This window comes from Bacteroides sp. AM07-18 (genome assembly GCF_003602695.1).
GTDB classification, from domain to species: Bacteria; Bacteroidota; Bacteroidia; order Bacteroidales; family Bacteroidaceae; genus Bacteroides; species Bacteroides uniformis.
In genome coordinates this window covers 39880-65942 of record NZ_QTLM01000011.1, presented here as the reverse complement: position 1 = coordinate 65942, position 26063 = coordinate 39880, and the positions used below count along the sequence as shown (strand labels likewise).

Annotated in this window: 21 protein-coding genes; 10 read left to right on the top strand and 11 right to left on the bottom strand. The window is 48.7% G+C overall.

Annotated elements, in window-relative coordinates; translation table 11 throughout:
* The first annotated feature begins 286 nt into the window (after window positions 1-286).
* From metA to DW096_RS13430, 5 genes are all read left to right on the top strand, one after another.
* Window positions 287-1204, top strand: coding sequence for a homoserine O-succinyltransferase (gene metA / locus DW096_RS13450; protein ID WP_005828529.1), 918 nt, complete (start codon window positions 287-289; stop codon window positions 1202-1204).
* Window positions 1205-1222: 18 nt separating this feature from the next.
* Complete coding sequence (locus DW096_RS13445; protein WP_118931137.1) at window positions 1223-3088, top strand: U32 family peptidase; 1866 nt, start codon at window positions 1223-1225, stop codon at window positions 3086-3088.
* 41 nt (window positions 3089-3129) lie between these two features.
* Complete coding sequence (locus DW096_RS13440) at window positions 3130-4185, top strand: hypothetical protein (protein WP_005828525.1); 1056 nt, start codon at window positions 3130-3132, stop codon at window positions 4183-4185.
* 76 nt (window positions 4186-4261) lie between these two features.
* Window positions 4262-4549 carry a hypothetical protein gene (locus tag DW096_RS13435; RefSeq protein WP_005828523.1) on the top strand — a complete coding sequence of 96 codons (288 nt, stop codon included), beginning with the start codon at window positions 4262-4264 and terminating at the stop codon, window positions 4547-4549.
* Between the two features lie 37 nt (window positions 4550-4586).
* Window positions 4587-4949: a type II toxin-antitoxin system VapC family toxin gene (locus DW096_RS13430; protein WP_044468412.1), complete on the top strand. Its 363-nt coding sequence runs from the start codon at window positions 4587-4589 to the stop codon at window positions 4947-4949.
* Window positions 4950-5061: 112 nt separating this feature from the next.
* Here the strand turns inward: DW096_RS13430 and DW096_RS13425 are convergent, their stop codons facing one another.
* The 5 genes from DW096_RS13425 to radA form a co-directional block, all read right to left on the bottom strand.
* Window positions 5062-7518 (bottom strand): TonB-dependent receptor, encoded by a 2457-nt coding sequence (locus DW096_RS13425; RefSeq protein ID WP_118931136.1) that lies wholly within the window; start codon window positions 7516-7518, stop codon window positions 5062-5064.
* A gap of 264 nt (window positions 7519-7782) precedes the next feature.
* On the bottom strand, window positions 7783-8394 hold the full coding sequence (locus tag DW096_RS13420) for a LuxR C-terminal-related transcriptional regulator (protein ID WP_005828517.1): 612 nt from the start codon (window positions 8392-8394) through the stop codon (window positions 7783-7785).
* 89 nt (window positions 8395-8483) lie between these two features.
* A complete protein-coding gene (locus tag DW096_RS13415; protein ID WP_120028848.1) occupies window positions 8484-12476 on the bottom strand; it encodes a two-component regulator propeller domain-containing protein in 3993 nt (1330 codons plus the stop codon).
* A 93-nt stretch (window positions 12477-12569) separates the two neighbouring features.
* Window positions 12570-14192 carry an NAD(P)/FAD-dependent oxidoreductase gene (locus DW096_RS13410; RefSeq protein ID WP_057087054.1) on the bottom strand — a complete coding sequence of 541 codons (1623 nt, stop codon included), beginning with the start codon at window positions 14190-14192 and terminating at the stop codon, window positions 12570-12572.
* Between the two features lie 5 nt (window positions 14193-14197).
* On the bottom strand, window positions 14198-15565 hold the full coding sequence (radA, locus tag DW096_RS13405) for a DNA repair protein RadA (protein WP_044467715.1): 1368 nt from the start codon (window positions 15563-15565) through the stop codon (window positions 14198-14200).
* A 121-nt stretch (window positions 15566-15686) separates the two neighbouring features.
* On the opposite strand from radA, the gene DW096_RS13400 reads away from it, so the two are divergent.
* Window positions 15687-16229 (top strand): carbonic anhydrase, encoded by a 543-nt coding sequence (locus tag DW096_RS13400; protein ID WP_005834976.1) that lies wholly within the window; start codon window positions 15687-15689, stop codon window positions 16227-16229.
* A 10-nt stretch (window positions 16230-16239) separates the two neighbouring features.
* Here the strand turns inward: DW096_RS13400 and DW096_RS13395 are convergent, their stop codons facing one another.
* A complete protein-coding gene (locus DW096_RS13395; protein WP_005834979.1) occupies window positions 16240-17277 on the bottom strand; it encodes an asparaginase in 1038 nt (345 codons plus the stop codon).
* Window positions 17278-17725: 448 nt separating this feature from the next.
* Here DW096_RS13395 and thrA point away from each other — a divergent pair, with 448 nt between their 5' ends.
* The 3 genes from thrA to thrC all read left to right on the top strand — a co-directional run bounded on the left by thrA (window position 17726) and on the right by thrC (window position 22811).
* Window positions 17726-20158 (top strand): bifunctional aspartate kinase/homoserine dehydrogenase I, encoded by a 2433-nt coding sequence (thrA, locus tag DW096_RS13385; protein ID WP_005828504.1) that lies wholly within the window; start codon window positions 17726-17728, stop codon window positions 20156-20158.
* A 21-nt stretch (window positions 20159-20179) separates the two neighbouring features.
* A complete protein-coding gene (locus DW096_RS13380) occupies window positions 20180-21439 on the top strand; it encodes a cofactor-independent phosphoglycerate mutase (RefSeq protein WP_117963723.1) in 1260 nt (419 codons plus the stop codon).
* A 70-nt stretch (window positions 21440-21509) separates the two neighbouring features.
* A complete protein-coding gene (gene thrC / locus DW096_RS13375) occupies window positions 21510-22811 on the top strand; it encodes a threonine synthase (protein WP_005828500.1) in 1302 nt (433 codons plus the stop codon).
* 205 nt (window positions 22812-23016) lie between these two features.
* On the opposite strand, the gene DW096_RS19445 is transcribed toward thrC, so the two are convergent.
* The 3 genes from DW096_RS19445 to DW096_RS13365 form a co-directional block, all read right to left on the bottom strand.
* On the bottom strand, window positions 23017-23190 hold the full coding sequence (locus tag DW096_RS19445) for a hypothetical protein (protein WP_165853739.1): 174 nt from the start codon (window positions 23188-23190) through the stop codon (window positions 23017-23019).
* Window positions 23191-23272: 82 nt separating this feature from the next.
* Complete coding sequence (locus DW096_RS13370) at window positions 23273-23596, bottom strand: type II toxin-antitoxin system RelE/ParE family toxin (RefSeq protein ID WP_022402259.1); 324 nt, start codon at window positions 23594-23596, stop codon at window positions 23273-23275.
* Entirely contained in the window at window positions 23581-23748 is a 168-nt protein-coding gene (locus DW096_RS13365) for a hypothetical protein (RefSeq protein ID WP_165860120.1), read from the bottom strand. Before DW096_RS13365 ends, DW096_RS13370 begins: the two co-directional genes overlap by 16 nt.
* A 69-nt stretch (window positions 23749-23817) precedes the next feature.
* Between DW096_RS13365 and DW096_RS13360 the strand changes: the two genes are divergently transcribed.
* On the top strand, window positions 23818-24726 hold the full coding sequence (locus DW096_RS13360) for a DMT family transporter (protein ID WP_117866608.1): 909 nt from the start codon (window positions 23818-23820) through the stop codon (window positions 24724-24726).
* On the opposite strand, the gene DW096_RS13355 is transcribed toward DW096_RS13360, so the two are convergent.
* Both DW096_RS13355 and pnuC read right to left on the bottom strand, forming a co-directional pair.
* Complete coding sequence (locus tag DW096_RS13355) at window positions 24686-25363, bottom strand: thiamine diphosphokinase (protein WP_117866607.1); 678 nt, start codon at window positions 25361-25363, stop codon at window positions 24686-24688. The two genes, DW096_RS13360 and DW096_RS13355, sit on opposite strands and share 41 nt — an antisense overlap.
* A 7-nt stretch (window positions 25364-25370) precedes the next feature.
* On the bottom strand, window positions 25371-26018 hold the full coding sequence (gene pnuC / locus DW096_RS13350) for a nicotinamide riboside transporter PnuC (protein ID WP_035458096.1): 648 nt from the start codon (window positions 26016-26018) through the stop codon (window positions 25371-25373).
* Window positions 26019-26063: the final 45 nt, after the last annotated feature.

Below are 26063 nucleotides of genomic sequence, written 5' to 3'. Positions count from 1 at the left end.
AACCTTGTCTTAAAAATGTGGATTTAGCAGAGCTATAACCGGTATGGAAAAGTCTTTTACGCTTTTGGATGCTAATTATCAGTATCACGCTTGATGCCGCAGTGCTTTTTAATCTTATTTTTAATAACTTTTAATAGGTTTCGGGTACAAATGTAATTAAACGTGTTAAATGAAGAGGGATAAATCGATAAAACTTTTATAATTTATTTATCACACTCTGATTTTTTGCCTAACTTTACACGCTAAAATCGTAGACAGTAATAAGTTAAACCATAGATATAAACTCATGCCTTTAAATTTACCCGATAAACTACCCGCTATCGAGTTGCTGAAAGAGGAGAATATTTTTGTCATTGACAATTCCCGGGCAACCCAGCAGGATATCCGTCCGCTGCGTATCGTGATTCTGAACTTGATGCCGCTAAAGATTACAACGGAAACGGACCTGGTGCGTCTGCTTTCCAATACTCCGCTTCAGGTGGAAATCTCGTTCATGAAGATAAAAAGCCATACTTCCAAGAACACTCCGATAGAACACATGAAAACATTCTATACGGATTTCGACAAGATGCGCGGTGAAAAGTACGATGGCATGATTATCACCGGTGCTCCGGTAGAGCAGATGGATTTTGAGGAGGTGACTTATTGGGATGAGATTACTGAAATCTTCGACTGGGCGCGTACGCATGTCACCTCTACGCTCTACATCTGCTGGGCGGCGCAGGCAGGGCTCTATCATCATTATGGAGTGCCGAAGTATGCACTGGATAAGAAGATGTTCGGTATCTTTGAACATCGTACCTTGCAACCGTTGCATCCCATTTTCCGTGGATTTGATGATATGTTCTATGTGCCGCATAGCCGCCACACGGAAGTGCGCCGGGAAGATATACAGAAGGTTCCGGAATTGACGCTGCTTTCCGAGTCGGAGGATGCTGGTGTATATATGGCGGTGGCCCGTGGAGGGCGTGAGTTCTTCGTGACCGGCCATTCGGAATACTCCCCGCTGACATTGGATACAGAGTATCGCCGTGACTTGAATAAGGGCCTGCCCATTGAGATACCCCGTAACTACTATGTGGACGATGACCCGGACAAAGGAGTGCTGGTGCGTTGGCGTGCCCATGCCAATCTGTTGTTCTCCAATTGGCTGAATTATTTTGTATATCAGGAGACGCCGTATAATATTAATGAAATAGGGTGAGTTACTCGTAACTAAACGATGATAAAGCAACGTAAAATAGAGCTGCTGGCTCCTGCCAAGAATTTGGAGTGTGGCATAGAAGCAGTGAATCATGGGGCAGATGCGGTATACATCGGTGCACCCAAGTTCGGTGCGCGTGCGGCTGCTGTCAACTCTTTGGAGGATATTGCCGCTTTGGTGGAGCATGCCCATCTGTATAATGCCCGTATCTATGTGACGGTCAATACCATTCTGAAAGAAGAAGAGCTGAAAGAGACGGAGAGGATGATTTGGGAGCTGTACCGCATCGGTGTGGATGCACTGATTGTACAGGATATGGGGATTACGCGGTTGAATTTGCCGCCCATTCCGTTGCATGGCAGTACGCAGATGGATAACCGTACGCCGGAGAAAGTACGTTTCCTTGCCGATGCCGGTTTCCGTCAGGTGGTGTTGGCACGCGAACTTTCTTTGCAGGAGATACGCGGTATCCATGAGGCGTGTCCCGACGTGCCGCTCGAAGTCTTTGTACACGGGGCTCTTTGCGTCAGTTATAGCGGGCAGTGCTATGTCAGCCAGGCTTGTTTCGGACGGAGTGCCAACCGGGGGGAATGTGCGCAATTCTGCCGTTTACCCTTCAGTCTGGTAGATGCCGATGGCAAGACCATTGTGCGTAATAAGCATCTGCTTTCTTTGAAGGACCTCAACCAAAGCGAGGTGTTGGAAGAACTGCTGGATGCCGGAGCCACTTCGCTGAAGATAGAAGGCCGCTTGAAGGATGTGAACTATGTGAAGAATGTGACGGCGGCTTACCGTAGGAAGCTCGATGCCATTTTTGCCCGTCGCAAGGAATATGCCCGTGCTTCTTCGGGCACCTGCCGTTTCGATTTCCAGCCACAGTTGGACAAGAGTTTCAGCCGCGGTTTCACCCATTATTTCCTGCAAGGAAGGGGAGGGGAGATCACTTCGTTCGATACGCCCAAATCTTTGGGAGAGGAGATGGGCACTTTGAAGGAACAGCGCGGGGGATATCTCACGGTGGCAGGCGTAAAGCCTTTCCACAACGGAGACGGTGTCTGTTTTCTTGATGAGCAGGGACGTTTGCAAGGTTTCCGCATCAACCGGGTGGATGGTAACAAACTCTATCCGGCAGGGGAAGTGCCTCGTATCAAACCCCGTACCCGACTTTATCGTAACTTCGACCAGGAGTTTGAACGTATTCTTACCCGCAAATCCTCCGAACGTAAAATCGGTGTTTGTTGGGAGTTGTCAGATACTTCTTTCGGGTTTAGCCTGACGGCTGCGGACGAGGATGATAACCGCGTGACGCTCTCTTTCCCTTATCCGAAAGAGTTGGCACGTACACCGCAGGTGGATAATCTGCGTAATCAGCTGGGTAAGTTGGGGAATACTCCTTTTGAGATAGCAGGATATTTGTCTGAAGATGCTTCGGGCATCAGGCTCAATCTTTCTGCTAACTGGTTCCTTCCTGCTTCTGCGGTGGCGGACTGGCGCCGGCAGGTGATAGATAAGCTGATTGCGGCTCGGCGTGTTACTTATCGTCGTGAGCTGGCTGTTTGGAAACCGACCAGCCATGCTTTCCCGGCTACTTCGCTGACCTATCTGGGTAATGTGATGAACGGTGCTGCCCGGAGTTTCTACCGTGAGCACGGGTTGTCGTCCATAGCACCTGCTTACGAGGCACAAGCGGTTCCGGATGCTGTACTCATGTTCTGCAAACATTGCCTGCGTTTCAGTATGGGATGGTGTCCCACCTATCAGAAAGGACATTCTCCTTATAGGGAACCTTATTATTTGGTTGGGACGGACGGCAAGCGTTTCCGCTTGTCTTTTGATTGCAAGAATTGCCAGATGAAAGTCATTGCTCATGAAGAGCCGCTTTAATGAAGGATGAAGAATGAGGAATTACTAATAAAGACTTGAAAATGAGGAGTGAGGAACGGGCACATAATGAAAGGCTGGCAAATGACCGGTACCGGGAAGCGGGCAGGGACAAACATCCTTTGCGTTCACTGCGTTCCCTCCTATTCTGCATTCTTTATTTTTCATGCTTCATTGCTTTAGTTTCCTGCCATTATTCCCGTCCTAATCTTGAAGATGAACATCTGTCTAAGGAGACGCGTGATTCGCTGGCCTATCTTTTTGAGCGGCATTATACTTGGAATACCAATCTGGAAGTGCTGGCAGATTCTGTGAATTTGGCTTGTCTGCCCGTGAAGGACTGCTATAATATGCTTTATCGGGGAGACCGCGTGGTGGTTGCCGAGTTCGCCATCCATCCTGCCGACAGTGTGGATAGTGTATGGGTGAAGCTTGCCCATTCGCAGGAAGTGCAGGGTTGGTTGCGGGAGTCCGAAATGATGCATGCCTTTGTTCCTACAGACAGCATTTCGCAGGCCATCTACTTGTTCAGTGATACCCATGCCTCTTATTTTATCATTATTTTTGCCTTGTTTGTGGCAGTCTGGCTGTTCCGGGCTTTTCGACGCAAGCAGTTGAGGATGGTGTACTTTAATGATATAGACAGTCTCTATCCGTTGTTGCTATGTCTGCTGATGGCGTTCTGTGCCACTATTTACGAATCTATACAAGTGTTTGCACCGGAGACGTGGCAACACTTCTATTTTAATCCTACCTTGTCGCCGTTCAAGGTACCGCTTGTGCTTTCTGCTTTTCTGATGGGTATCTGGCTGTTTATAGTGGTGTTGCTGGCGGTACTCGACGATTTGTTTCGCCAGTTAAGTCCGGCGGCGGCCGTATTCTATCTGTTGGGGCTGGCCTCCTGCTGCATCTTCTGTTATTTCTTCTTTATCCTGACTACATCTATCTACGTCGGATACTTGTTTTTGACCGCTTTTGTATGGGTATTCCTCAAAAGGCTTCGCATTTCGCTGCTGGCTTCACGCTATCGTTGCGGCAGATGCGGGCAGAAACTGAGGGAGAAGGGAGTCTGCCCACATTGCGGAGCTATCAATGAATAAAAAAGCTTTGTAACTTTTCCATATTCAGTAGGAAAATGTAACTTTGTAGTTGAACTTTTAAAAGGAGGAATTGATTATGAGTAGTTTGGAGTTGGAAGCCGGAAAATTGGAGTTGATTCGTGAGATAGTCAATATCAATAGCAGTACTGCATTGGAGAGCCTCAGAAAATATATGAAGGAGGTTTTGAATAAGAATAGTCATTCCATTCCGACAGCGGCAGATAGCAAATTGCTGACTAAGCGTATGCTTGCAAAGTATGCCGGTAGTTGGAAGGACAATCGTGATTCTGATGAAATCAATGATGATATATATGCATCACGCCTTTCTCGAAAAGAAGAAAACTTTAGCCCCTTTGACGAATGAAACGATATTTGCTTGATCTAATATTTGTGTTCACTTCATGCGTCAGAAATTTGGAGTAGACGAACATATTGAAAAGGTGGGCTGGGAACATTGTTGCATTTCGGAGGTTACGGTAGCAGAGTTGTTGTTCGGTGCAGAGCGAAGTAATAATGTGGAGAGAAACTTGCAGCTTGTTACTGATTTCTGCCAAGATATCAAGGTAATACCTTTGTCCTCGGCTTTATGTTGTTATGCCCGGAGTAAGGCTGCCTTATATAGTCAAGAAACTCCCATTGAGGATTTGGACTTATTTATAGGATGTACAGCGGTGGCTAACCAAATGATAATGGTTACTGAAAACAAGAAACATCTGGAAAGAATACCTAATATTGAAATTGAAAACTGGGTACATAGAGGATAACTTCTCCTCTGTCAGATAGAAACATAGAAACGGTCGTTCGGGTATGCAATGTGTAAGTACCCGAACGACCGTTTCTATTTTCCTTTACTTTCGGAGGGACAAAGCTCTCCAATCAGAACCTGCACCTCAACTCTATTCCCGCCTGCACAGGCCGTCCTTTCTGCATAAATCCGTTCCCCATACTCTCAAAATAGAACGAAGCATACTCTTTGTCCAGTGCATTGCGCACCCAGAAATCAATCTGTCCATGTCCTTTCTGGAAGCTGATACGTCCGTTCAGCGTGCCGTAGAAGGCTTGGCTCACGGTATTCTTCTCGGTCCAGTAGATGCGCCCGGCACCGGTGTAGTTAGCGTTCAGCTGGATGCGGTCCAGCCAGTGCCCCGGACGGATGCGGAAGATGTACTGACCGCCCACGTTCATGGTATGCTTGGGAACAAAGGGTACGTACTTGCCGTTGTAGCTGATTTCCTGAAGCTCCCCATTCACTTTCTCGTTGGTGATGTAATCCTTAAAGGTGGCATAGGTATAACCATAACTTGCATTCAGCGTGAAGTCCGTAGCAACGGCAGCCGTTAAGGCAACCTCTGCCCCCTGGCTGCGGCTTTTGCCGGCATTTGCCGTTTCGCGTCCCAGTCCGCTTGGGGCGAAGCGTGAAATCTGCTGGTCGCGGGTTTCCAGCCAGAAGATGGCGGCGTCGGCATGCAGACGTCCGTCCAGCAGATTCAAGTGTGTTCCTATTTCGTAGTTCCAGGTCTGTTCGGGCTTGTAGACGGTGGCGGATTTTGCATCCGGATTCTCTCCCGCATCGGGGAAGTATTTGCCCACCAGCTCTTTGTAGGCATCCGGCACGTTGGGCATAATCGCCTCTTTGCTTTGCCGCATCATGTCATTCTTCAAACTGGATTGCAGCAAGTCGGAGAACATCTGCACGTTGTAGCCTCCCGAACGGTAACCTTTGCTGACCGTAGCGTAAACATTTCCTCTGTTTCGCGCAAAGTCATACTGCAAAGCAAACTTGGGCAACAGCTGAAGATAATCCTTATCAATGTTTCCTTGGTAGCGCGACTCTACGGTCAGTGCCGTCTCCGGCATCATCTCCATTTCGCGGATGACGACGTCGCCCCGCTTCATTTCTCCCTTGATGCCCACCTTGTAGTCCAGGCTGGTGCCGGAGTTGTAATCCATCTTCATACGCTCATAATCCAGGCGTAACCCGGCAGTGAACGACACTCCTTTCAGCCCGAATAAATCTCTGAAGGTGGATTGATGAAAGAGTGCCCCATTCAGCAGCGGAGTGTCGAAACTGCCCCCGATGGGCATGGTCTGGCTGCTGATGCCCAGTGAGGGCAGGATATTCATGCTCATGGATGGTCCCATCTCTACTTGTATTTGCGATGGGATGACACTGCCCAACATCTGGTTCAGCATCCCCATTCCGGCTTCCCTGAAAGTGACGGGAGCTTCCGTATTCAGCCATTGGTAGAAGCCGAAGGCGCCGGTGGTCCATTGCCAGCGGCTGCCGCTTTTACTCTTCAAGATGATTTCCTCGCTCAGTGCGTGGGAGCGTTGTTTCTGTTGCAGGGTATAGATGTCGTTGGCGGTGAAGTCCTGGTCTATGTCCATGCAGTCCTTTAGAAACTGGTAGCCGGTGACCATGCTCAACGTGAAGTGCTGTGCCTGGTATTCCAGGTTCAGACCCGTGTTCAGCAGGTTGCGGTAGTAGTTGCTACGGGCGTTATTGGAGATTTTTCCGATGTAGGGCTTCAGCGGCTCGCTCTGTGCTTCGGGAGCCAGGCTGCCTTGATAGAAGTATGGGTAGCCACCCTGGTCGCTGTATTCGTAGTTGATGTTTAGGTCCACCTTCCAGTTGTCCGAGGGGAGGTAGATGGCGCGGATGCGTCCGCCTGCCGATTGCCCCTTGTCCGCTTTCTCGTCCCTCACCGTGTTGCGGAAGAATCCTCCTTGATAATCGTAAAAACCTCCGGTGGAAAAGGCGAACCGTTCCGAAAGGCGGTGATAGTGGGTCAGCGAGGTATTATAGGCATTGTACGTACCTGCCCCCATGCGGAAGTCCGTCCCCTGGTAGGAGAAGGGCGATTTGGTGTGCACCTTAATCAATCCGCCCATGGCATTGCGCCCGTAGAGCGTGCCCTGCGGACCGCGTAGCACGTCGATGCGCTCTACGTCGGCATAGCTGAAGTCGAAGGCTGACTTGTCTATATAAGGTATATTGTCTACATAAAGTCCTACGGAGGGAGTGTTGATGCGCGAGCCGATGCCGCGGATATAGACTGCCGAAGTCAGTCGCGAGCCGTAGTCGGGGATAAACATATTGGGCACTACGGATGTCAGATTCTTGATGGAGTTCACCTGTGCGTTCTGCATGTCCTGCTGCGAAAGCAGGGTGACGGCGGCGGGCTGCTCGCGCAGTTTCCGGTTTTCTTTGGGGGCGGCGATGACGGTTATTTCCTCTACATCCACCACTTTCAAGGTGTCTGCCTCTTCGGCAAGTACGTTGCCGGTTGCCAGGAGGCAGAAGATACCGGTCAAAATTCTATATCTATTCATAAACTGGTTTTTTAGCGCCTGCAAAGTAAAGGGATTCTTGCGGAAGGGACAATCCTCATTTATTAGGATTTCGTTCCTGGAGTGCTAATCTTAAATCGTTCCATCATGCGGAAAATATCGTTCCTCCGTGGGGTAAAAATCGTTCCACCATGGTGGAACGATTTTTACCCCACGGAGGAACGATTAGATGTTGGCACATTAGCACACTAATTGGGGCGAAGTTTTTCTGAAAAGACTTCGCTTCTGATGTATCCGGTTGTAGGATTATATTCTGTCCGCTTCCACATATCCGTGCATCACGGCATAGATAGTCAGCCCGGACACGGACTTGATACCCAGCTTCTCGGTGATATTCTTGCGGTGTGAGATGACGGTGGTCAGGCTGATGTTCAGTTTGTCGGCAATCTCCTTGTTGATGAGACCTTTGGTAATCAGCACCAGCACTTCTATTTCGCGGGCGGAAAGGTCGTGCCCGGCGGCTGTATTTATTGCCATATCCGAGTGTCTGGCGGGTGCCGGCTTTCCGTGGTTTTGTCTGTATTGGTTTCCGTATTGGCGCAGCTGCAGAATGTTTTTTGCCAGATTTTGTTCGTCCTGATAGATGTTTAGCGTCGGCATGCCCGACAGTTGGGGGACGGTTTCACCATTGACCAGCACAATGGTTTTGGGCTTGCGCTCCAGAAAGAAAGCGGTATGCTCGAAGTAAATCTGTGAAGAGATGAAATAATGCACATACATGTCAGGCGTATCATCCATCAGTTCGCCAAAGGAACGGAAAGAGCGGATGATGGCTGTCGGGATGATTTCCTCCAGCAAGTTCTGCAGTCCCAGACAGGAGAGGGTGTTGGAGTCGACGATTGCTATTTCAGGAGTCATTCTCGTTTTTTTGTTTCTGCAAAAATACGGATTATTTTTTAGGGTTTGTCTGTGCGGGGCTGCAAAATGAAAAATTCTCCTATGCAGAACTATTCTCCCTCTCCTTTTGGGGAACGGGGAGTGTCTCCTTTCGCATATTGGCTGGGGCTGACATTGAAATATTTCTTAAAGACTTCCCGGAAGTATTTCCCATCGCAGAAACCGGTTCTTTCTGCTACTTCAGTCACGGAATATTTCCCTTCTTTCAATAGCTCGGCAGCATGTTTCAAACGGATATTCCGTACGAAATCTGCCGGTGCCTGGCCGGTCAGCGCTTTCAGTTTACTGTAGAAACTGGTACGGCTCATATTCAGGAGCGAGCACAATACGTCTACTGTGAAATCGGGATTATCCATGTTCTCCTCGATATGTCTCTTTACATTCGACATGAATTTCCAGTCGAGACTGTTGGAGCAAGTGGTAGTTGTGGAGGGCTCTTCTTCTGTATTGATTTCCAAATCCGCATATCTCTTGCGCAGCAATGCGCGGTTGGCAAGCAGATTGGCAATGCTGGCTTTCAGTATGTTTATGCTGAAAGGTTTTACAATATATTCGTCCGCACCGATATGGAGTCCTTCGAGAATGTTCTTTTCATCTCCCAGTGCCGTCAGCAGTACTACCGGGATGTGGGATGTTTCAATATCGTTCTTGATGGCGATGCATAATTCGTCGCCTCGCATTTCCGGCATCATGATGTCGGAAAGAATCAGTTCCGGCCAGAATTGTTTTACAATGGTCAGCGCTTCCTTGCCGTTGTTGCATACTTGTACATTGTAAATCGGGGAGAACGACTGGAAGAGATAGTTGCGCAGCTCGTCATTGTCTTCTACAATCAAGATGCGATGCAGTTTGTCATTGTCTTCAGTCCGGAGTTCTCCGGCAAGTTTCAAAGGAACGGTGGGGACATCCGGTTCATAGAAGGTCTTCTTATCCTTAACGGACAGAGTGAAGTTCTTGAACTGTTCTTTCTCTTTGGGAAGGATGATTCTGACAGTACTGCCTTGGCATTCGGTGCTCTCAATGTATATTTTTCCATTGTGCAGGCTTACCAGCTTCCGCACCAGCATCAGACCGATACCGCTTCCCGTTATTTTGGAGTTGATGGCATTTGTTCCACGGAAGTGCATCTTGAACAGTTTTCTTTGTTCTTTGGCGGGAATTCCTATTCCATTATCTTTGACTTCCAGTCTCCAGGAACTTTTCATGTCATAAACAGAAATGAGTATATCGCCATTTTGGGGAGTATACTTCAGAGCATTGGATATGACATTTTCCAGGATAGAGTCCATCTTCTCTTTGTCGAACCATACATTCATGTAGCTGAAATTGCTTTCGTATCTGAAAGTGATATGTTTTATGGTGGCATAGGTCTGGAAATTGTTGTATATCTCCTTGATGTAAGTATTCAATTCATATTCTGCTATGTACAGATGAGGGGAATATACTTCTGCCCGTTCAAAGTTTATCAGATTGGTAGTCATGCGCAGGAGGGAGTTGACATTTCTCAGTGCCATGTGCATATTGTTGGTCTCGGCTTCGTTCAGTGTCTTGTTTTCAAGCATTTCTTCCAGAGGTGCCTTTATCAGTGTCAATGGCGTGCGGATATCATGCGCGGTATTGACAAAGAAACGGGTTTTCTCATCGGATATCTTTTTCTGTTTTCTCAGTGCCATGACACGGAAACCGACAACGGACATCAGTACTGTCAGCAGGACATAGCAGGCTATGGCCCAAAAACTGAACCAGACGGGGCGCGCAATGCTGATGTCGATGCTTCGCTCTTCAAAATAAAGATAAGGCTCTTCCTTGGATACCGCCCGTATGTAAAGTTTGTAATCGCCCGAGGCAAGGTTGGTGAAGCGGAGATGCCCTTCTTCACCCAGGCGGTTCCAGTCATCGTAAAAGCCTTCCAGCTTCCAGTAGAAAGTGACATTGTCCGGCGCGTCATAATTGATGGATGAAATACTGAGGGAAAAAGTGTTCTGGTTATATTTCAGCTTTAACCGGTCTGTCTGGTTGATGTTTTCCTTCAAGGGGGAATTCGGACTGCCGGAAAAGACTGTCTGATAGAGTATCTGAAAATCGCTGAGTATCATAGGAGAGTAGATGTACTTGGGCAAACGGGTTCCTTCGGGAAACTCGATGGCTCCGTCTGTGCTGCCAAAGACAAAACCCTTGTTCTTGCGTAGCGTTCCGGAAGAGGCACTGAAGCAGGAGGACATCAGCCCTTGCTCTTTAGTCCAGTTGTGGAATGTCTTCTCCGTAGGGTGGAAACAGCTGATTCCGTTTTCGGTACTCATCAGGATATGCCCGTCCGACTCGGGGAGTATGGTGTAGATGTTGTTTGAAATCAAGGCACAATTGTCCTTGTGATAATGCTTGAACGTATTGTCCTTTGCGTTGTAGACAACCACTCCGGAGCCGTTTGTTCCTATATATAGAGAGAGGTCTTCCGCTTGGTAAAGTGTGTTGATGTAGGTCATCTCTTCCTGCAAGGCGACATATTGGAATCTACCCGACTCTTTGTCCAGCAGATACAGTCCGGCACTTGTCCCAATCCACATGTGTCCGTCATCCTTTTCTGTAATGGCGGTGACGGAATTTATTCCGGGATACAGACGGACGGAATTCAGGGACAAATCGAAGCACTTCAGATTATAGAACCCTCCGGACCAGATATATCCTTTGGAGTCTTTTACGATGTCGCGGATATACTTGTCAGGACGAATGTTGTCCGGATTGAGCAGGTAAGGGGAGAAATATTCTACCGAGAGTGTCCTTTTATTTATTTTGTATACTCCCGAAGTATATCCTCCTGCCCAAATAATGCCGGGTGATACCTCGCATAGCGTAATGAAGATGTGATTCTTGTTTTTCAGTTGATGGTCGAAGGAGCTCAGGAATGAATGCCACTGCCCGGTTTTCGATTGATAAAGGCTGATTCCGTTACTTGTTCCGAACCATAGGTCTCCGTCACTGTCTTCAATGACAGAGTGTACCTGGTCGTTGACCAGCGATTGTCTGTTTCCGATAGAATGCTTTATCCAGTTGTAGCTTTTGTACCGGTTGTCTATAATGGTAATTCCTTCCGGGTAGTTGGCTATCCATATCCGCTTTTCTTCATCAATATAAATGTCATTGATGTTATTGCTGTTCATCTCATTGTGGCTTTTGTAGCTGGAGACGATGTACGGTTCCGAGATACACGAGTTCATGTTGATTTTGTGTATACCCATACCTTCTGTCGCTATCAATAGCTCTGTCTGGTTCAGAGGCTTGATTCGGGCAATGTTTACATCGCTCAAATCCGTATTGGAGTGTATAATCCGTTGTTGCCGTATGTCGTAGGCAAAGACGCCTTTTTCAAAAGTACCGATGAAAAGTCTTTGTGATTCTTGGTGGAAATAGAGTGAACTGATTTGGGCCTGGATTTTGTCAAGAGGTTCAAGAGGGACAATCTGCAATGTCTCATTTTCGAGTTTGACATATCGCAATCCCTTGTCGGTACCCATGAAGAAGTGGTTATTGTCCACTTGTTCGATACTTGTAATGCTGCTTTTCAGTTCATTGGACATTTGATGGACCTCTCCGGTTTGTGTGTCGTAGAGAGCGATGCTGTATCTGCTGCACAGCCAAATCCTGTGATTGCAGTCCATATAGCCGTAGCTGATATTGACCGGTGTCTTGGGCAGTTTATATACTCTGTTGAACACATCGTGTTCTTGGTTGTATTGAAAAATGCGACCGGCTTTACCTATGACCCATAATTTCCCTTTCTCTTCAAAATATAGCCAACCGAGATGGATGGGGAAACTTGACTCTTTGTTTTCTTCTATTAATTTATAATGCTTGATGTCTTTTCCATTGTACCGGTCTATGCCTTCGTTGGTGAGGAACCACATGTAACCTACCGAATCCTTTTGAATGTCGAAGATTCTGCGGTTGCTCAATCCGTTTTCCACCCCTATGTATTTATATGTTTGCGCCGTAGCTATGAGAGGCAAAAGGAATAGAAAGCATACAATGTTTATGATGAACCTCATAATAAATACAATATAACAACATATATGTGATAATAGTTTACAAATTAAACGAGAAAAAGTGAAAAATCAAAATTTGGATGTAAATATTATAGCTTAATCAAAGAATGCCTTTGCCGCTTCCGCACATCGTTCGCCGTCAATTCCGGCAGAAACAATGCCTCCGGCATATCCGGCGCCTTCTCCGCAAGGGAACAATCCTTTTACGCGTACATGTTGCAGTGTCTCCTTGTCTCTTGTTATGCGTACCGGCGCCGAAGTACGGGTTTCCACTCCAATCATTGTCGCCTCGTTCGTCAAGAAACCACGGCTGTATTTCCCGAATAGCTGGAAACCTTTGCTCAGGCGTTCTGCAATGAAAGAGGGCATCCAGAAGTGGAGAGGTGAGGAAACCAGTCCCGGTGCATACGAAGTTTCCGGCAGGTCGTAACTCAGTTTTTTCTTAGTGAAGTCTGCCATTCTCTGTGCCGGTGCTGTCTGCTTCATATTGCCTTGTTGCCAGCAGAGGCGCTCCAGATACTCTTGAAAATACATCATGCTTAATTGGGAATTGACGGTTGGCAATTGACAATTAGCCGCGCTGTTGTGCTGCATAGAAATTGTAAATTGTAGATTGTCAATAGTAAATTGCTCTATGTCTTCCGGGCGTAGCTCTACCACCATTCCCGAATTGCTCCAACGGGAACCGCGGTTGCTGGGACTCATCCCGTTGACTACAATCTGCTCGGGACCGCTGGCGGCGGGCACAACGAAGCCGCCGGGACACATGCAAAAGCTATATACTCCTCGTCCGTCCACTTGGTTTACAAAACTATATTCGGCGGCAGGCAGATATTTTCCCCGTCCGTTCCGGTTGTGATATTGTATTTGGTCTATCAAGGTGGCAGGGTGTTCTAGTCGTACGCCTACGGCAATGCCTTTAGCTTCAATCTCTACATTGTTGGCGGCAAGCCAGCGGTATACGTCCCGGGCAGAGTGACCGGTGGCAAGTATCACCGGGCCAAGGAAAGTCTTGCCGGTATTTGTTTCAATGCCTTTGACTTCATCCTTCTCTATGAGCAGGGCGTCCATGCGTGTTTCAAAGTGGACTTCGCCACCGCACTGGATGATAGTGTTCCGCATGTTTTCAATAACACGTGGCAGTTTGTCCGTACCTATGTGCGGATGTGCATCTACCAGTATGGAAGTGGAGGCTCCATGTTGGCAGAAGACATTCAGAATCTTGTCTACATTGCCGCGCTTTTTGCTGCGTGTGTACAGCTTGCCATCCGAGTAGGCTCCGGCACCTCCCTCTCCAAAGCTGTAATTGGACTCCGGGTTAACGAGTTGCTGGCGGCTGATTTGCGCCAGGTCTTTCTTGCGTTCCCGTACGTCCTTTCCACGTTCCACAATGACGGGGCGCAGCCCCAGCTCTATCAGTCGCAGGGCGGCAAAAAGTCCTCCGGGGCCGGCACCTACCACTATCACTTGGGGCTTTCCTTCTACATTATTATATAAGGTATGTTGGTATTCATCCTCTTTTGGCATTTCGTTCAAGTAGGCACGCACGTTGAGGTTGACGTAGATGGTCCGCTGGCGGGCATCGATGCTACGCTTCAAGATACGCGCTGCGGTTATCTCCCGTGCATTCAGTCCTTTTTCGTGTATTAAGTACTCTTTCAGGCGTTGCTCGTTTGCCGCTACTTCGGGCAATACGCGTAGTTGGTATTCTTGTATCATAACGATTATCCGAATAAGGCACGGAATGCCTCTTCTACCTTCCGTACCGGTATTAATTCTATTTTTATCTTTTGGGTATTGAGTCCCTGCATATTATACTTGGGAAGTATAAAACGCTTGAAGCCAAGTTTCTCTGCTTCTCCGATGCGCTGCTCAATGCGGTTTACCGGGCGTATCTCTCCCGACAGACCTATTTCTCCCGCCATGCACACCTCTGGCTCTATGGCCGTGTCCATGTTGCTGGAGAGGATGGCGCTGATGACGGCAAGGTCTATTGCCGGGTCGTTCACTTTCAATCCACCGGCAATATTGAGAAATACATCTTTCTGTGCCAGTTTGAAGCCTACACGTTTTTCCAATACGGCCAGCAGCATATTCATGCGGCGGATGTCGAACCCTGTGGCAGAGCGTTGTGGGTTACCATATACGGCACTGCTGACCAATGCCTGCGTCTCGATGAGGAACGGTCTGATGCCTTCTATCGCGGAGGCGATGGCTATGCCGCTCATACCTTCATGGTCCTGGCTCAGCAGCAGTTCGGATGGGTTGCTCACCTGCCGTAATCCATCTTGCCGCATTTCGTAAATACCCAGTTCGGCAGTGCTTCCGAAGCGGTTCTTGATGCTACGCAGGATGCGGTACATGTAGTGCTGGTCGCCCTCGAACTGGAGTACGGTATCCACGATATGTTCCAGTACCTTGGGGCCGGCTATGCTTCCTTCCTTATTGATATGCCCGATGAGGATAACCGCCGTATGCGTTTCCTTGGCAAAGCGCAGGATGGAGGCGGAACATTCCCGTACCTGGGCGATGCTTCCCGGCGACGATTCAAGGGTTTCGGTAGAAATCGTCTGTATGGAGTCGATGATGACGATGTCCGGGCGGATGTTCTTGATATGGACGTAAATCTGTTCCAGGGAAGTTTCGCATACGATGAGGCAATCACTGGAAGCACTTGTCAAGCGGTCGGCACGCAGTTTCAATTGGCGGGTACTTTCTTCGCCGGAGACGTAGAGGATGCGTTTTTCCGGTATGCGGAGTACGGTTTGTAGCACCAGGGTGGATTTCCCGATGCCCGGTTCGCCGCCAATCAAAACAAGAGATCCTTGTACAAGACCACCACCTAGTACCCGGTTCAGTTCGGCATCATGGAGGTCGATGCGCGGTTCGTCATCGGCTACAATTTCATGGAGGGTTATGGGTTTGGCTTTGGCGGTCTCTATGCCCGATACGGGACGCTTGTTCACCACTTCTTTCCGTACCACCTCTTCCACATACGTGTTCCACATTCCGCACGACGGACACTTGCCTACCCATTTGGGAGAGTCTTGTCCGCAGTTGCTGCATACATAAACCGTCTTCTCTTTAGCCATAGTTGTGCATTCTCTTCTAAAATGATTGCCCAAAGGTACAATTTTTCGATGCAGGGCTTGCAGACTCCCATAGAGTTTTTTTATTTTTGTGAGTAGAAAACAATAACATGTTATAAAAGCCATGATAGAAGATATTCTTGCATACAACAAGCGTTTTGTAGCCGAGAAGGGGTATGAGAAATACATCACGAATAAATACCCGGATAAGAAGATTGCCATCCTCTCTTGTATGGATACCCGTTTGACCGCTTTACTGCCGGCAGCCTTGGGCATCAAGAACGGCGATGTGAAGATGATAAAGAATGCGGGTGGAATCATTTCACATCCGTTCGGTAGTGTCATTCGTAGCCTGATGGTGGCCATTTACGAGTTGGGCGTGACGGAAGTGATGGTTATTGCCCACTCCGATTGCGGTGCGTGCCACATGAGCAGCGCCCAGATGATAGAGCATATGAAGGCCCGGGGCATCAAGCAGGAGACGATTGATATGATTCGTTTCTGCGGAGTGGATTTCGAGTCTTGGCTGTATGGATTCGAAGATACGGAGAAATCGGTAAAAGGTACGGTGGAAGCTATTATCAATCATCCGCTGATACCGAATGATATCAATGTCAGCGGTTTCATAATAGATTCTGTGACGGGAGAATTGACCCCGGTGCAGTGATAGTTGTGCTTCACACGGTAATTTCCCCTGCCAGCGGTCGTCCCATCAGTTCGCGTATTTCGGCAGGTGGATAATCGTGCCCCAGAAGGAACATCAGCTTGGTTACGGCAGATTCCGTTGTGCTGTCATATCCGCAGACAACTCCTGCCTGCATCAGTTGGTAACCGGTTTCATAGCGCTCCATTTCAACAGTGCCGGCACTGCATTGGGTGACGTTGACAATGATGATGCCTTGTTCGCAGGCATCATGCAGGCGGCGTAGAAACCATTCCTTTCGGGGAGCGTTGCCGGAACCGTAGGTTTCGAGGACTACGGCCTTCAGTCCTTTAGTGGCAAGTATGGCTGCCACGACATTTTCCTGAATACCTGGAAAAAGCTTCAGTATGGCGATGTTGGTATCAAGCAGATAATGAGGCTCCAGTTCGTGGGGAGTGCCGTGCGTATGAATTTGCACATTATTATATTTAATATGTATACCGGCGGAAGCGAGTACCGGATAATTGAAGGAACGGAAAGCATTGAAGTTCTCCGCGTTCATTTTGGTGGTACGGTTGCCGCGCATCAGGTGGTTTTCGAAGAAGATGCAGACTTCGGGTACGATGGGCTGTCCGTTGGAGTGGCGGTCGGTGGCTATTTCGATGCTGGTCAGCAGGTTTTCCTTGCCGTCTGTGCGGAGCACGCCAATAGGCAGTTGCGAGCCGGTTAGGATGACGGGCTTGTTCAGCCCTTCAAGCATGAAGCTGAGTGCAGAAGCTGTGTAGGCCATGGTGTCTGTGCCATGCAGGATGACGAAGCCTGTATATTGGTTGTAGTTGTTGCTGATGATGCGTACCAGTTTGCGCCAAGCATCGGGGTCCATGTCCGAGGAATCCATGGGTGGGTCGAATTGATAAGTGTCGATACGGAACGCAAATCTCTGAAGTTCGGGAACATGTTTCTGCAACTGCTCGAAGTTGAAGCTTTCCAGGGCGCCGGTTTCTGCATTCTCTATCATTCCGATAGTTCCACCGGTGTATATTAGCAAAACGGAAGTGTTTTCTGGGTTCATGCGCACTTTTCTTTCATGTTTTCCATGCAAATATAATGATATATATTGAGAGTGATAGCAAAATGTTAGAAAAGAATAAACGGATATACAGAAAAAAGGTATGGAAAGTGTGAAAGTGTAAGCCGTAAGTTGTGCATATTTCTTGCCTTTTTAGAGGCTTTCTGTATTTTTATCGCAAAAAAGTCGCAAAAAGTGATAGATTGAATGTTTTTATTGTTACTTTTGCAACACTTATCATAAATGATAGAAACAAGAGACTATGAACAAGTACTATCAACATACAGTCACATCCATGTGGACCATGACCCTTAGGGGTTAGGGATAGTATTTTGTGTTTCTACGTGTTACACCATTTTCAAGCAGTTTTTCCATTTAATTAAAGTCAATGCAAGCCGTAGCAGCTTGTTTCCGACACATTGTATCAACCATCTCAACAATATAAAGAGAAATGAAAGTAATGAAATTCGGCGGAACGTCCGTAGGTTCCGTGAACAGTATTTTGAGCGTCAAGAGAATTGTAGAAGCAGTCGATGAACCGGTTATCGTGGTGGTGTCCGCATTGGGTGGCATCACGGACAAGTTGATAAACACCTCTAGAATGGCGGCAGCCGGTGATGCTTCTTACGAGAATGAGTTCCGGGAGATTGTCTATCGTCATGTGGAAATGATTAAGGAAGTGATTCCGGCAGGCGAGGCGCAGGTTGCCTTGCAACGCCAGATTGGTGAGTTGCTCAACGAGCTGAAGGACATCTTTCAGGGCATTTATCTGATAAAGGACCTTTCGCAGAAGACGTCCGATACGATTGTGAGCTATGGCGAACGTCTTTCATCTATCATCGTTGCCCAGTTGACGGGAGCGGAGTGGTTTGACTCACGCAAGTTTATCAAGACGGAAAAGAAGCATTCCAAGCATGTGCTGGATACGGAGCTGACAAATTCGTTGGTGCGCGAGACATTCAGTAGCCTGCCCAAACGCGTATTGGTTCCGGGTTTTATCTCCACAGACAAAATGACGGGAGAGGTAACGAACCTGGGTAGAGGTGGCTCTGACTATACGGCGGCAATCATTGCTGCTGCACTGGATGCCGACAGTCTGGAAATCTGGACGGATGTAGACGGATTCATGACAGCTGACCCGCGTGTGATTTCCAGGGCATACACTATCAATGAATTGAGCTATGTGGAAGCTACGGAGCTTTGTAACTTCGGTGCGAAAGTGGTCTATCCGCCTACAATCTATCCGGTTTGCCACAAGAATATCCCCATTCTGGTGAAGAATACCTTCAATCCAGAGGGTGTGGGAACTGTCATCAAGCGAGAGGTTTCCGACCCGCAAAGCAAGGCCATCAAGGGTATTTCATCCATCAATGATACGAGCCTAATTACAGTGCAAGGCCTTGGTATGGTAGGTGTCATCGGTGTGAACTACCGTATCTTCAAGGCGCTGGCAAAGAATGGCATCAGTGTGTTCCTTGTGTCCCAGGCTTCTTCGGAGAATTCAACGTCTATCGGTGTGCGCAATGCGGATGCTGATCTGGCTTGCGAGGTGCTGAACGAGGAGTTTGCCAAAGAAATAGAGATGGGAGAAATTTCTCCTATTCAGGCAGAAAAGAACCTGGCTACCGTGGCCATCGTAGGCGAGAACATGAAGCATACGCCGGGTATTGCCGGAAAGCTGTTCGGTACGTTGGGGCGTAACGGTATCAATGTGATTGCTTGTGCGCAGGGTGCTTCGGAAACCAACATCTCGTTTGTAGTGGACAGCAAATCATTGCGCAAATCGCTGAATGTCATCCATGATTCTTTCTTCTTGTCGGAATATCAGGTACTGAATCTTTTTATCTGCGGCATAGGAACCGTAGGCGGCAGCTTGATAGAGCAAATCCACAGCCAGCGCCAGAAGCTGATGCAGGAGAACGGCCTGCAGCTGAATGTAGTGGGCATTGCCGATGCAAACAAGGCCATGTTCAGCCGCGAAGGTTTCGATTTGGGACGTTTTCGTGAAGAACTGCAGGAGAAGGGAAAGGACAGCTCTCTGGAAACGCTGCGTAATGAGATTATCGGTATGAACATCTTTAACTCTGTCTTTGTGGACTGTACGGCAAGTGCAGGCGTGGCTTCCCTTTACAAGGACTTGCTGCTGCACAATGTTTCGGTAGTGGCTGCTAACAAGATTGCTGCTTCTTCCGAATACGAGAACTACCGTGAACTGAAACAGATTGCCCGCCAACGCGGTGTGAAGTACTTGTTTGAAACCAATGTAGGTGCCGGACTCCCCATCATCAATACCATTAACGACCTTATCCATAGCGGTGATAAGATATTGAAGATTGAAGCCGTGCTGAGCGGTACGTTGAACTATATCTTCAATAAAATCAGTGCCGACATTCCTTTCAGCAAGACCATTAAGATGGCGCAGGAGGAACGTTACTCCGAGCCCGATCCGCGTATCGACCTCAGCGGAAAGGATGTTATCCGCAAACTGGTGATTCTGGCACGCGAGGCCGGTTACTGTTTGGAACAGAGCGATGTTGAGAAGAACCTCTTTGTGCCCGATGACTTCTTTGAAGGCTCCCTGGATGACTTCTGGAAGAAAGTGCCGAGCCTCGATGCCGATTTCGAAGCCCGCCGCAAGGTGTTGGAAGCCGAGAACAAGCATTGGCGTTTCGTAGCCAAGCTGGAAAATGGCAAAGCATCTGTCGGTTTGCAGGAAGTCGGCGCCAACCATCCGTTCTACGGGCTGGAAGGCAGCAATAACATCATCCTGCTGACCACGGCACGCTATAAGGAATATCCGATGATGATACAAGGCTATGGAGCCGGTGCGGGTGTAACGGCTGCGGGGGTATTTGCGGATATTATGAGCATTGCAAACGTTTAATCCAAATCGTAATATAGAAAGATGAAACACATCATTATATTGGGTGATGGTATGGCCGACTGGCCCGTGAAGGCTCTGGGAGGTAAAACCTTGCTGCAGGCGGCTGCAACTCCCTATATGGACAAGCTGGCACGCATGGGACGTGTGGGAAGGCTGGTGACGGTGGCCGAGGGATTTCATTCCGGCAGTGAGGTGGCGAATATGTCCGTTCTGGGCTATAACCTGCCGAAGGTGTACGAAGGCCGCGGTCCATTGGAGGCGGCGAGTATCGGTGTGGACTTGCAGCCGGGTGAGATGGCGATGCGCTGCAACATTATCTGCATCGAGGGAGACAATATCAAGAATCATTCTGCCGGGCACATTACTACAGAGGAAGCGGATGTGTTGGTAAAATACCTTCAGGAGCATTTGGGTGATGACCGCGTGCATTTCCATACGGGCGTGCAATACCGCCATCTGCTGGTAATAAAAGGAGGGGACAAGCGCATTGACTGTACGCCGCCCCACGATGTCCCTTTGAGGCCTTTCCGTCCGTTGATGGTGAAGCCGATGGAGGGTACGGAGAATATTTCGGTCCCCGAAGGCGGTGCAGAGCTTACTCCGAAGCAGACTGCCGATTTGATTAATGATTTGATTCTCCGTTCGCAAGTGTTGCTGGAAAACCATCCGGTCAACATGAAGCGGAAGGCCGAGGGTAAGGACCCTGCCAATAGCATCTGGCCGTGGAGTCCCGGTTATCGTCCGCAGATGGAGCGCCTTTCAGACAAGTTCCCGCAGGTGAAGCGTGGTGCTGTGATTTCTGCCGTGGATTTGATTAACGGCATCGGCTACTATGCCGGATTGCGGCGCATCACCGTAGAAGGTGCGACGGGGCTTTATGATACCAACTATGAGAATAAGGTGGCTGCCGCCCTTGATGCATTGCGGACGGATGATTTTGTCTACCTGCATATCGAGGCCAGTGATGAGGCCGGTCACGAAGGAAATGTCCCCTTGAAGATTATGACGATTGAGAATCTGGACAGCCGTGCCGTAGGTCCTATCTACGAGGCTGTGAAGGATTGGGAGGAACCCGTTGCTATCTCCGTATTGCCCGACCATCCCACTCCCTGCGAACTCCGTACGCATACGGCCGAACCTATCCCGTTCCTCATTTGGCATCCGGGTATCGAGGCTGACGAAGTACGGACATTTGATGAAGTGGCAGCCTGCGAAGGCAGTTACGGACTGATGAAAGAAGACGAGTTTATTAATGAATTTATGAGTTCCACCACAGAGTAACACAGAGTTTTACGGGGTTTTATTTATAGAGAATTCTGTGAGACTCTGTGGTGAATAAAAAAATACCGCAATGAAATATTATAGCACCAACAAACAAGCCCCCGAAGCCACTCTTGAAGAGGCCGTGGTAAAGGGGCTTGCCGCAGACAAGGGGCTTTTCATGCCCTTTACAATCAAAACTCTGCCACAAGAGTTTTACGATAGCATCGATACACTCAGCTTTCAGGAGATAGCCTATCGCGTGGCAGATGCTTTCTTTGGCGAGGATGTTCCTGCCGATACGCTGAAACAGATTGTTTATGACACACTCAGTTTCGATGTCCCTCTGGTCCGGGTGACAAAGAATATTTATTCGCTTGAGCTGTTCCATGGTCCGACGCTTGCCTTTAAGGATGTAGGCGGTCGCTTCATGGCGCGTTTGCTGGGATACTTTATCAAGAAAGAGGGCAAGAAGCAAGTCAATGTGCTTGTTGCTACCTCCGGTGATACGGGCAGTGCCGTTGCCAATGGTTTCCTCGGTGTGGAAGGCATACACGTCTATGTGCTCTACCCGAAGGGAAAAGTCAGTGAAATCCAGGAGAAACAGTTCACTACCTTAGGGCAGAATATCACGGCTATTGAGGTCGATGGTACGTTCGACGATTGCCAGGCTTTGGTTAAATCCGCTTTTATGGACCGCGAGCTCAACGAACATCTGCAACTGACCAGTGCCAATTCCATCAACGTGGCGCGTTTCTTGCCGCAGGCATTCTATTACTTTTATGCCTATGCTCAACTGAAACGTGCCGGCAAGGGAGGCAATGCCGTCGTGTGTGTACCCAGCGGTAACTTCGGTAACATCACTGCCGGCCTCTTCGGCAAGCGTATGGGACTGCCCGTGGAACGCTTTATCGCTTCCAACAACCGCAATGATATCTTCTTCCAATATTTGCAGACAGGTGTTTATACGCCGCGTCCCAGCATCGCTACCATTGCCAACGCGATGGATGTGGGCGACCCGAGTAACTTTGCCCGTGTACTCGACCTTTACGGAGGCAGCCATGCCGCCATCTCTGCCGAAATCAGCGGTGCCACTTATACCGACGAGCAGATTGCCGAAACCATGCGGGAAGTGTGGAAGAAGGACCATTACCTGCTCGACCCGCACGGAGCCTGCGGCTTCCGGGCCCTGGCCGAAGGACTGAAACCCGGCGAAACGGGCGTATTCTTGGAAACGGCCCATCCGGCGAAGTTCAAGGATACAGTGGAGAAGATTATCGGTGAAGCCGTAGAAATACCTGCCAAGCTTCAGGCCTTTATGCGCGGCGAGAAGAAGAGCCTGCCAATGTCGAAGGACTTTGCGGACTTCAAGCAATATCTGATGCATGTATAAAGAATGGGACGTCAGTAAAGAAAAACACCGGATTGCTTGACATTGCCTTTCGGATGTTGTATCTTTGTAACTGCAATCTTAGTTCAGATTCAATTTTAAATTAGCATAAAAGGAGAGGCGTCGCTTCTCCTTTTTTGTTGTGTTCTTCCGTCACTTCATTAGCCAAAGCTTAGGGTTTACTCTCCTAAACCGGTGCTTTACAGATTTAATCCTCCACTTCAGCAAGCGGAATGGCAGGCATTTGCTTGGAAAATTCCGGCGGTTTTGACGAAAAGTCCGGATGTTTCGGATGAAAAGCTCCGAGCTTTCGGATGATATGTTCAGCGCCGACAGATGGTGTGTCGAGGATAAACAGATGATATGTTCGGGACGGATACATGGTTTGTTGGCTATATGAACGGACGATCATGCGTCTGTTCCGTTAATCTTCCATAAATCTGCTCTTGACAAGATTGGCTGCTTTATTCTGTATCGGGTTCTTCCCGGATGATGTTTATCATGCTGCCCAACTTATGATGGTTGTTCCATAGCACAAGCACTTCAATCTTCCGGAGACTGTGCCGGTAAAGAAGCGTATAGTCGGGATGCGGAATGATGTACCGTATGTTCTCTGCTTCGGTGGGCTGTCCGATAAACGGATTCAGCGTGACACGGTACAATGCATTTTGGAACAAGGTGTACAGAGTCCCGCCACACCGTTTGTTGCCATCTCCTTCTTGCGAGGAAATCAGCAGGTCCTTCAGAGCTTCTTTGGCAAGTGGCGACCAGATTATTTGTTTAGCCATGCTTCCACCTCCTTACTGATTGTGACATCCTCTTGTCCTTCTCCCTCATCCAGTTGCCGGCAGGCTTTCTTAAGGTCATGGCGTAGCCGGGTGGAGAATGCGAGGACTTGCTTTGTTTGCTGGGACGATTGCTCTTCTTTAACTTTTGCCATAACGTTATCTCCTTTTCCCTTAAAACATTTCAAAGTAATGAATTGTTTGAGGGGAAAAATACGAAGCTGATGAAAGATAAGAAACTGGAAGCCAATCTCAGTATGGTTGCATCGCGCGTCATGGCGGGGTTGAATATGAATGGATTGAAATTTCTGCTCCCTTTGTGGCTGGGTGCATTGACGGGTGTCACGGTGCGTTGTGTCTTTGCTGCCGTGGCATTTTGGATAACAAGCTGGTTTGTAAAGGAGGCACCGGTCACAAGGCGGCAGCGGATAGGGCTGTTCTGTCTGGGAGCTTTCGGACTCTACGGGTTCATGTTCTGCTATCTGCTGGGCATCAGTAAGACGACTCCGGTTTCCAGTGCCATCTTCAACTCCATGCAGCCCATTTGGGTCTTTCTGATATCCGTCTTTTTCCTGCACGAAAAGGCTACGCTGATGAAGGTAATCGGCATAGCGCTGGGTTTTGGCGGTGCGTTGCTGTGCATCCTTACGCAAGGCAGTGACGACTTGGCGCACGATGCATTTACGGGAAACATGTTCTGCATGGTAAGTTCGCTGGTCTTTGCCGTTTACCTGATTGTGAGCAAGAAATTGCTGGAAGAGGTCGGGGTAGTGACGATGATGAAGTACATCTTTGGCGGTGCGGCAGTAATGGGATTGATAGTGTCGTCCATTATAGGCTGGGATGCACCCTTGCTTACGGATGCCTTGCATGGGGAGTGGCACTGGGTGCCGTGGGCGGTGCTGGCTTTTGTGCTGGTTTTCCCTACTTACCTCAGTTACTTTCTGGTTCCGGTGGGCTTGAAGTATCTCAAGACGACGGTTGTAGCCATGTACAGCTATCTGATATTGGTGGTGACTACCGTTGTTTCCCTCACCTTGGGGCAAGACCGTTTCAGCTGGACGCAAGCCGCTGCCATTGCCATGATTTGTATCAGCGTGTACTTTGTTGAAGTGGCGGAAGCGAAGAAGTAGTGACGAATACCAGGTATTCCCCTTCCGCCTCGATGGTGAATTCCGTACCGGTGCATTCGTTGAGTGTGCCTTGCCACCAGTTGGTGAAGTCGCTGAGGGGATAGACCAGTTCTTTGCCATGCAGACCGTGTGCAGTGAAGTTGATGATGGATACTTGCTGTCCGGGATGGCTTGGGAAGGTGCGGGTACCCCGGCAGGGGATGAAGATGCCGTAATCGGTATAGGTACGTACATCGGCTCCGGCGCGGAGATAGTCGATGAGCAGGCTGATATTTCCCAGGGTATGGTCTTCACGCTTGCCCGTGGCACCGATGATGGCGATGCGGCGTTTACCTTGCGCCAGCAGGAAATTGACGGCTTTGGTCTGGTCGTTGGTTTCCTGGTCGCTGATGCGGTGCAGGATATGTCCGAACTTCCGGCGGTTTTCATCACTGAGGGAGTCACCGTCGCCGATGATTACGTCGGGAGTATGGCCCCGGCGGATGTATTCGTCCGCTCCGCCGTCGCAACAGACCACGTAAGGCGCTTCTGCCAATATCTTTAAAGGTAGGGGACTTGCAGGATATTCCCCATTCGCCAAAACTACGGCATCAATAGTTAATAATTGCTCGTTGCTCGTTGATAGTTCGTTTTTCATATCTTTCTTAATCCCTAATCTCTAATCCTTCATCCTTGTTCATCATTTTCCTCCATTTGAAGTAGCCAAAGATAGCTATAATTGTATAAAGGCCGTATAGTCCGGCCGTAAAATCGAGTCCTTTGTAGATGTACAGCCCGGTGCTCACTACATCCACCGCAATCCATGCCCACCATTGTTCCACATATTTCCGTGCCAGCATCCACATGCCGATGATGCTCATGGCAGTGGTGAAAGAGTCCAGCCAGGGCACATTGCTGTCCGTGAAGTTCACCAATATCCACGCAATGCCCAAAAGGGCAGCAGCGAATATGACAGTCAGCGGCAGCAGATAGCGCACCGGCATCCGCGTAATGGGGAGTTCCTTCTGTCCTTCTGTTCTTCTGTCCTCCACCTGCTGCACCGGGGCTTTCTGCCGTAGAATCTTCCGGCGCAGAAACGTACCGTATTTCCACATCATCCACCCGTAGATAGCAGCCCCCAGATAGTAGATATTTATCCCGAAGTCGGCATACAGCCCCGCATCGTAGTAGACGAAGATGTAAACGGCAGGCATAATGATGCCCGCTATCCAAAGATAAATGCTTGCCCGGTACTCCAACCAGAGGTAGAGCAATCCGACAAGTGTACCGATAATTTCAAGAGCGTGTTCCATAAAAACAGAAAGACTATCCTCCCTCCCCTTCAAGGGAACGAGGGG

What these genes read in the sequence shown, in the direction of transcription:
- DW096_RS13415 (WP_120028848.1), bottom strand. Translation starts at nt 12,476, where the DNA reads ATGAGGTTCATCATAAACATTGTATGCTTTCTATTCCTTTTGCCTCTC.
- DW096_RS19445 (WP_165853739.1), bottom strand. Translation starts at nt 23,190, where the DNA reads ATGTATCCGTCCCGAACATATCATCTGTTTATCCTCGACACACCATCT.
- DW096_RS13440 (WP_005828525.1), top strand. Translation starts at nt 3,130, where the DNA reads ATGAGGAGTGAGGAACGGGCACATAATGAAAGGCTGGCAAATGACCGG.
- radA (WP_044467715.1), bottom strand. Translation starts at nt 15,565, where the DNA reads ATGGCTAAAGAGAAGACGGTTTATGTATGCAGCAACTGCGGACAAGAC.
- thrC (WP_005828500.1), top strand. Translation starts at nt 21,510, where the DNA reads ATGAAATATTATAGCACCAACAAACAAGCCCCCGAAGCCACTCTTGAA.
- DW096_RS13410 (WP_057087054.1), bottom strand. Translation starts at nt 14,192, where the DNA reads ATGATACAAGAATACCAACTACGCGTATTGCCCGAAGTAGCGGCAAAC.
- DW096_RS13360 (WP_117866608.1), top strand. Translation starts at nt 23,818, where the DNA reads ATGAAAGATAAGAAACTGGAAGCCAATCTCAGTATGGTTGCATCGCGC.
- DW096_RS13395 (WP_005834979.1), bottom strand. Translation starts at nt 17,277, where the DNA reads ATGAACCCAGAAAACACTTCCGTTTTGCTAATATACACCGGTGGAACT.
- DW096_RS13445 (WP_118931137.1), top strand. Translation starts at nt 1,223, where the DNA reads ATGATAAAGCAACGTAAAATAGAGCTGCTGGCTCCTGCCAAGAATTTG.
- metA (WP_005828529.1), top strand. Translation starts at nt 287, where the DNA reads ATGCCTTTAAATTTACCCGATAAACTACCCGCTATCGAGTTGCTGAAA.
- DW096_RS13380 (WP_117963723.1), top strand. Translation starts at nt 20,180, where the DNA reads ATGAAACACATCATTATATTGGGTGATGGTATGGCCGACTGGCCCGTG.
- DW096_RS13435 (WP_005828523.1), top strand. Translation starts at nt 4,262, where the DNA reads ATGAGTAGTTTGGAGTTGGAAGCCGGAAAATTGGAGTTGATTCGTGAG.
- DW096_RS13355 (WP_117866607.1), bottom strand. Translation starts at nt 25,363, where the DNA reads ATGAAAAACGAACTATCAACGAGCAACGAGCAATTATTAACTATTGAT.
- thrA (WP_005828504.1), top strand. Translation starts at nt 17,726, where the DNA reads ATGAAAGTAATGAAATTCGGCGGAACGTCCGTAGGTTCCGTGAACAGT.
- DW096_RS13425 (WP_118931136.1), bottom strand. Translation starts at nt 7,518, where the DNA reads ATGAATAGATATAGAATTTTGACCGGTATCTTCTGCCTCCTGGCAACC.
- DW096_RS13430 (WP_044468412.1), top strand. Translation starts at nt 4,587, where the DNA reads ATGCGTCAGAAATTTGGAGTAGACGAACATATTGAAAAGGTGGGCTGG.
- DW096_RS13400 (WP_005834976.1), top strand. Translation starts at nt 15,687, where the DNA reads ATGATAGAAGATATTCTTGCATACAACAAGCGTTTTGTAGCCGAGAAG.
- DW096_RS13370 (WP_022402259.1), bottom strand. Translation starts at nt 23,596, where the DNA reads ATGGCTAAACAAATAATCTGGTCGCCACTTGCCAAAGAAGCTCTGAAG.
- pnuC (WP_035458096.1), bottom strand. Translation starts at nt 26,018, where the DNA reads ATGGAACACGCTCTTGAAATTATCGGTACACTTGTCGGATTGCTCTAC.
- DW096_RS13420 (WP_005828517.1), bottom strand. Translation starts at nt 8,394, where the DNA reads ATGACTCCTGAAATAGCAATCGTCGACTCCAACACCCTCTCCTGTCTG.
- DW096_RS13365 (WP_165860120.1), bottom strand. Translation starts at nt 23,748, where the DNA reads ATGGCAAAAGTTAAAGAAGAGCAATCGTCCCAGCAAACAAAGCAAGTC.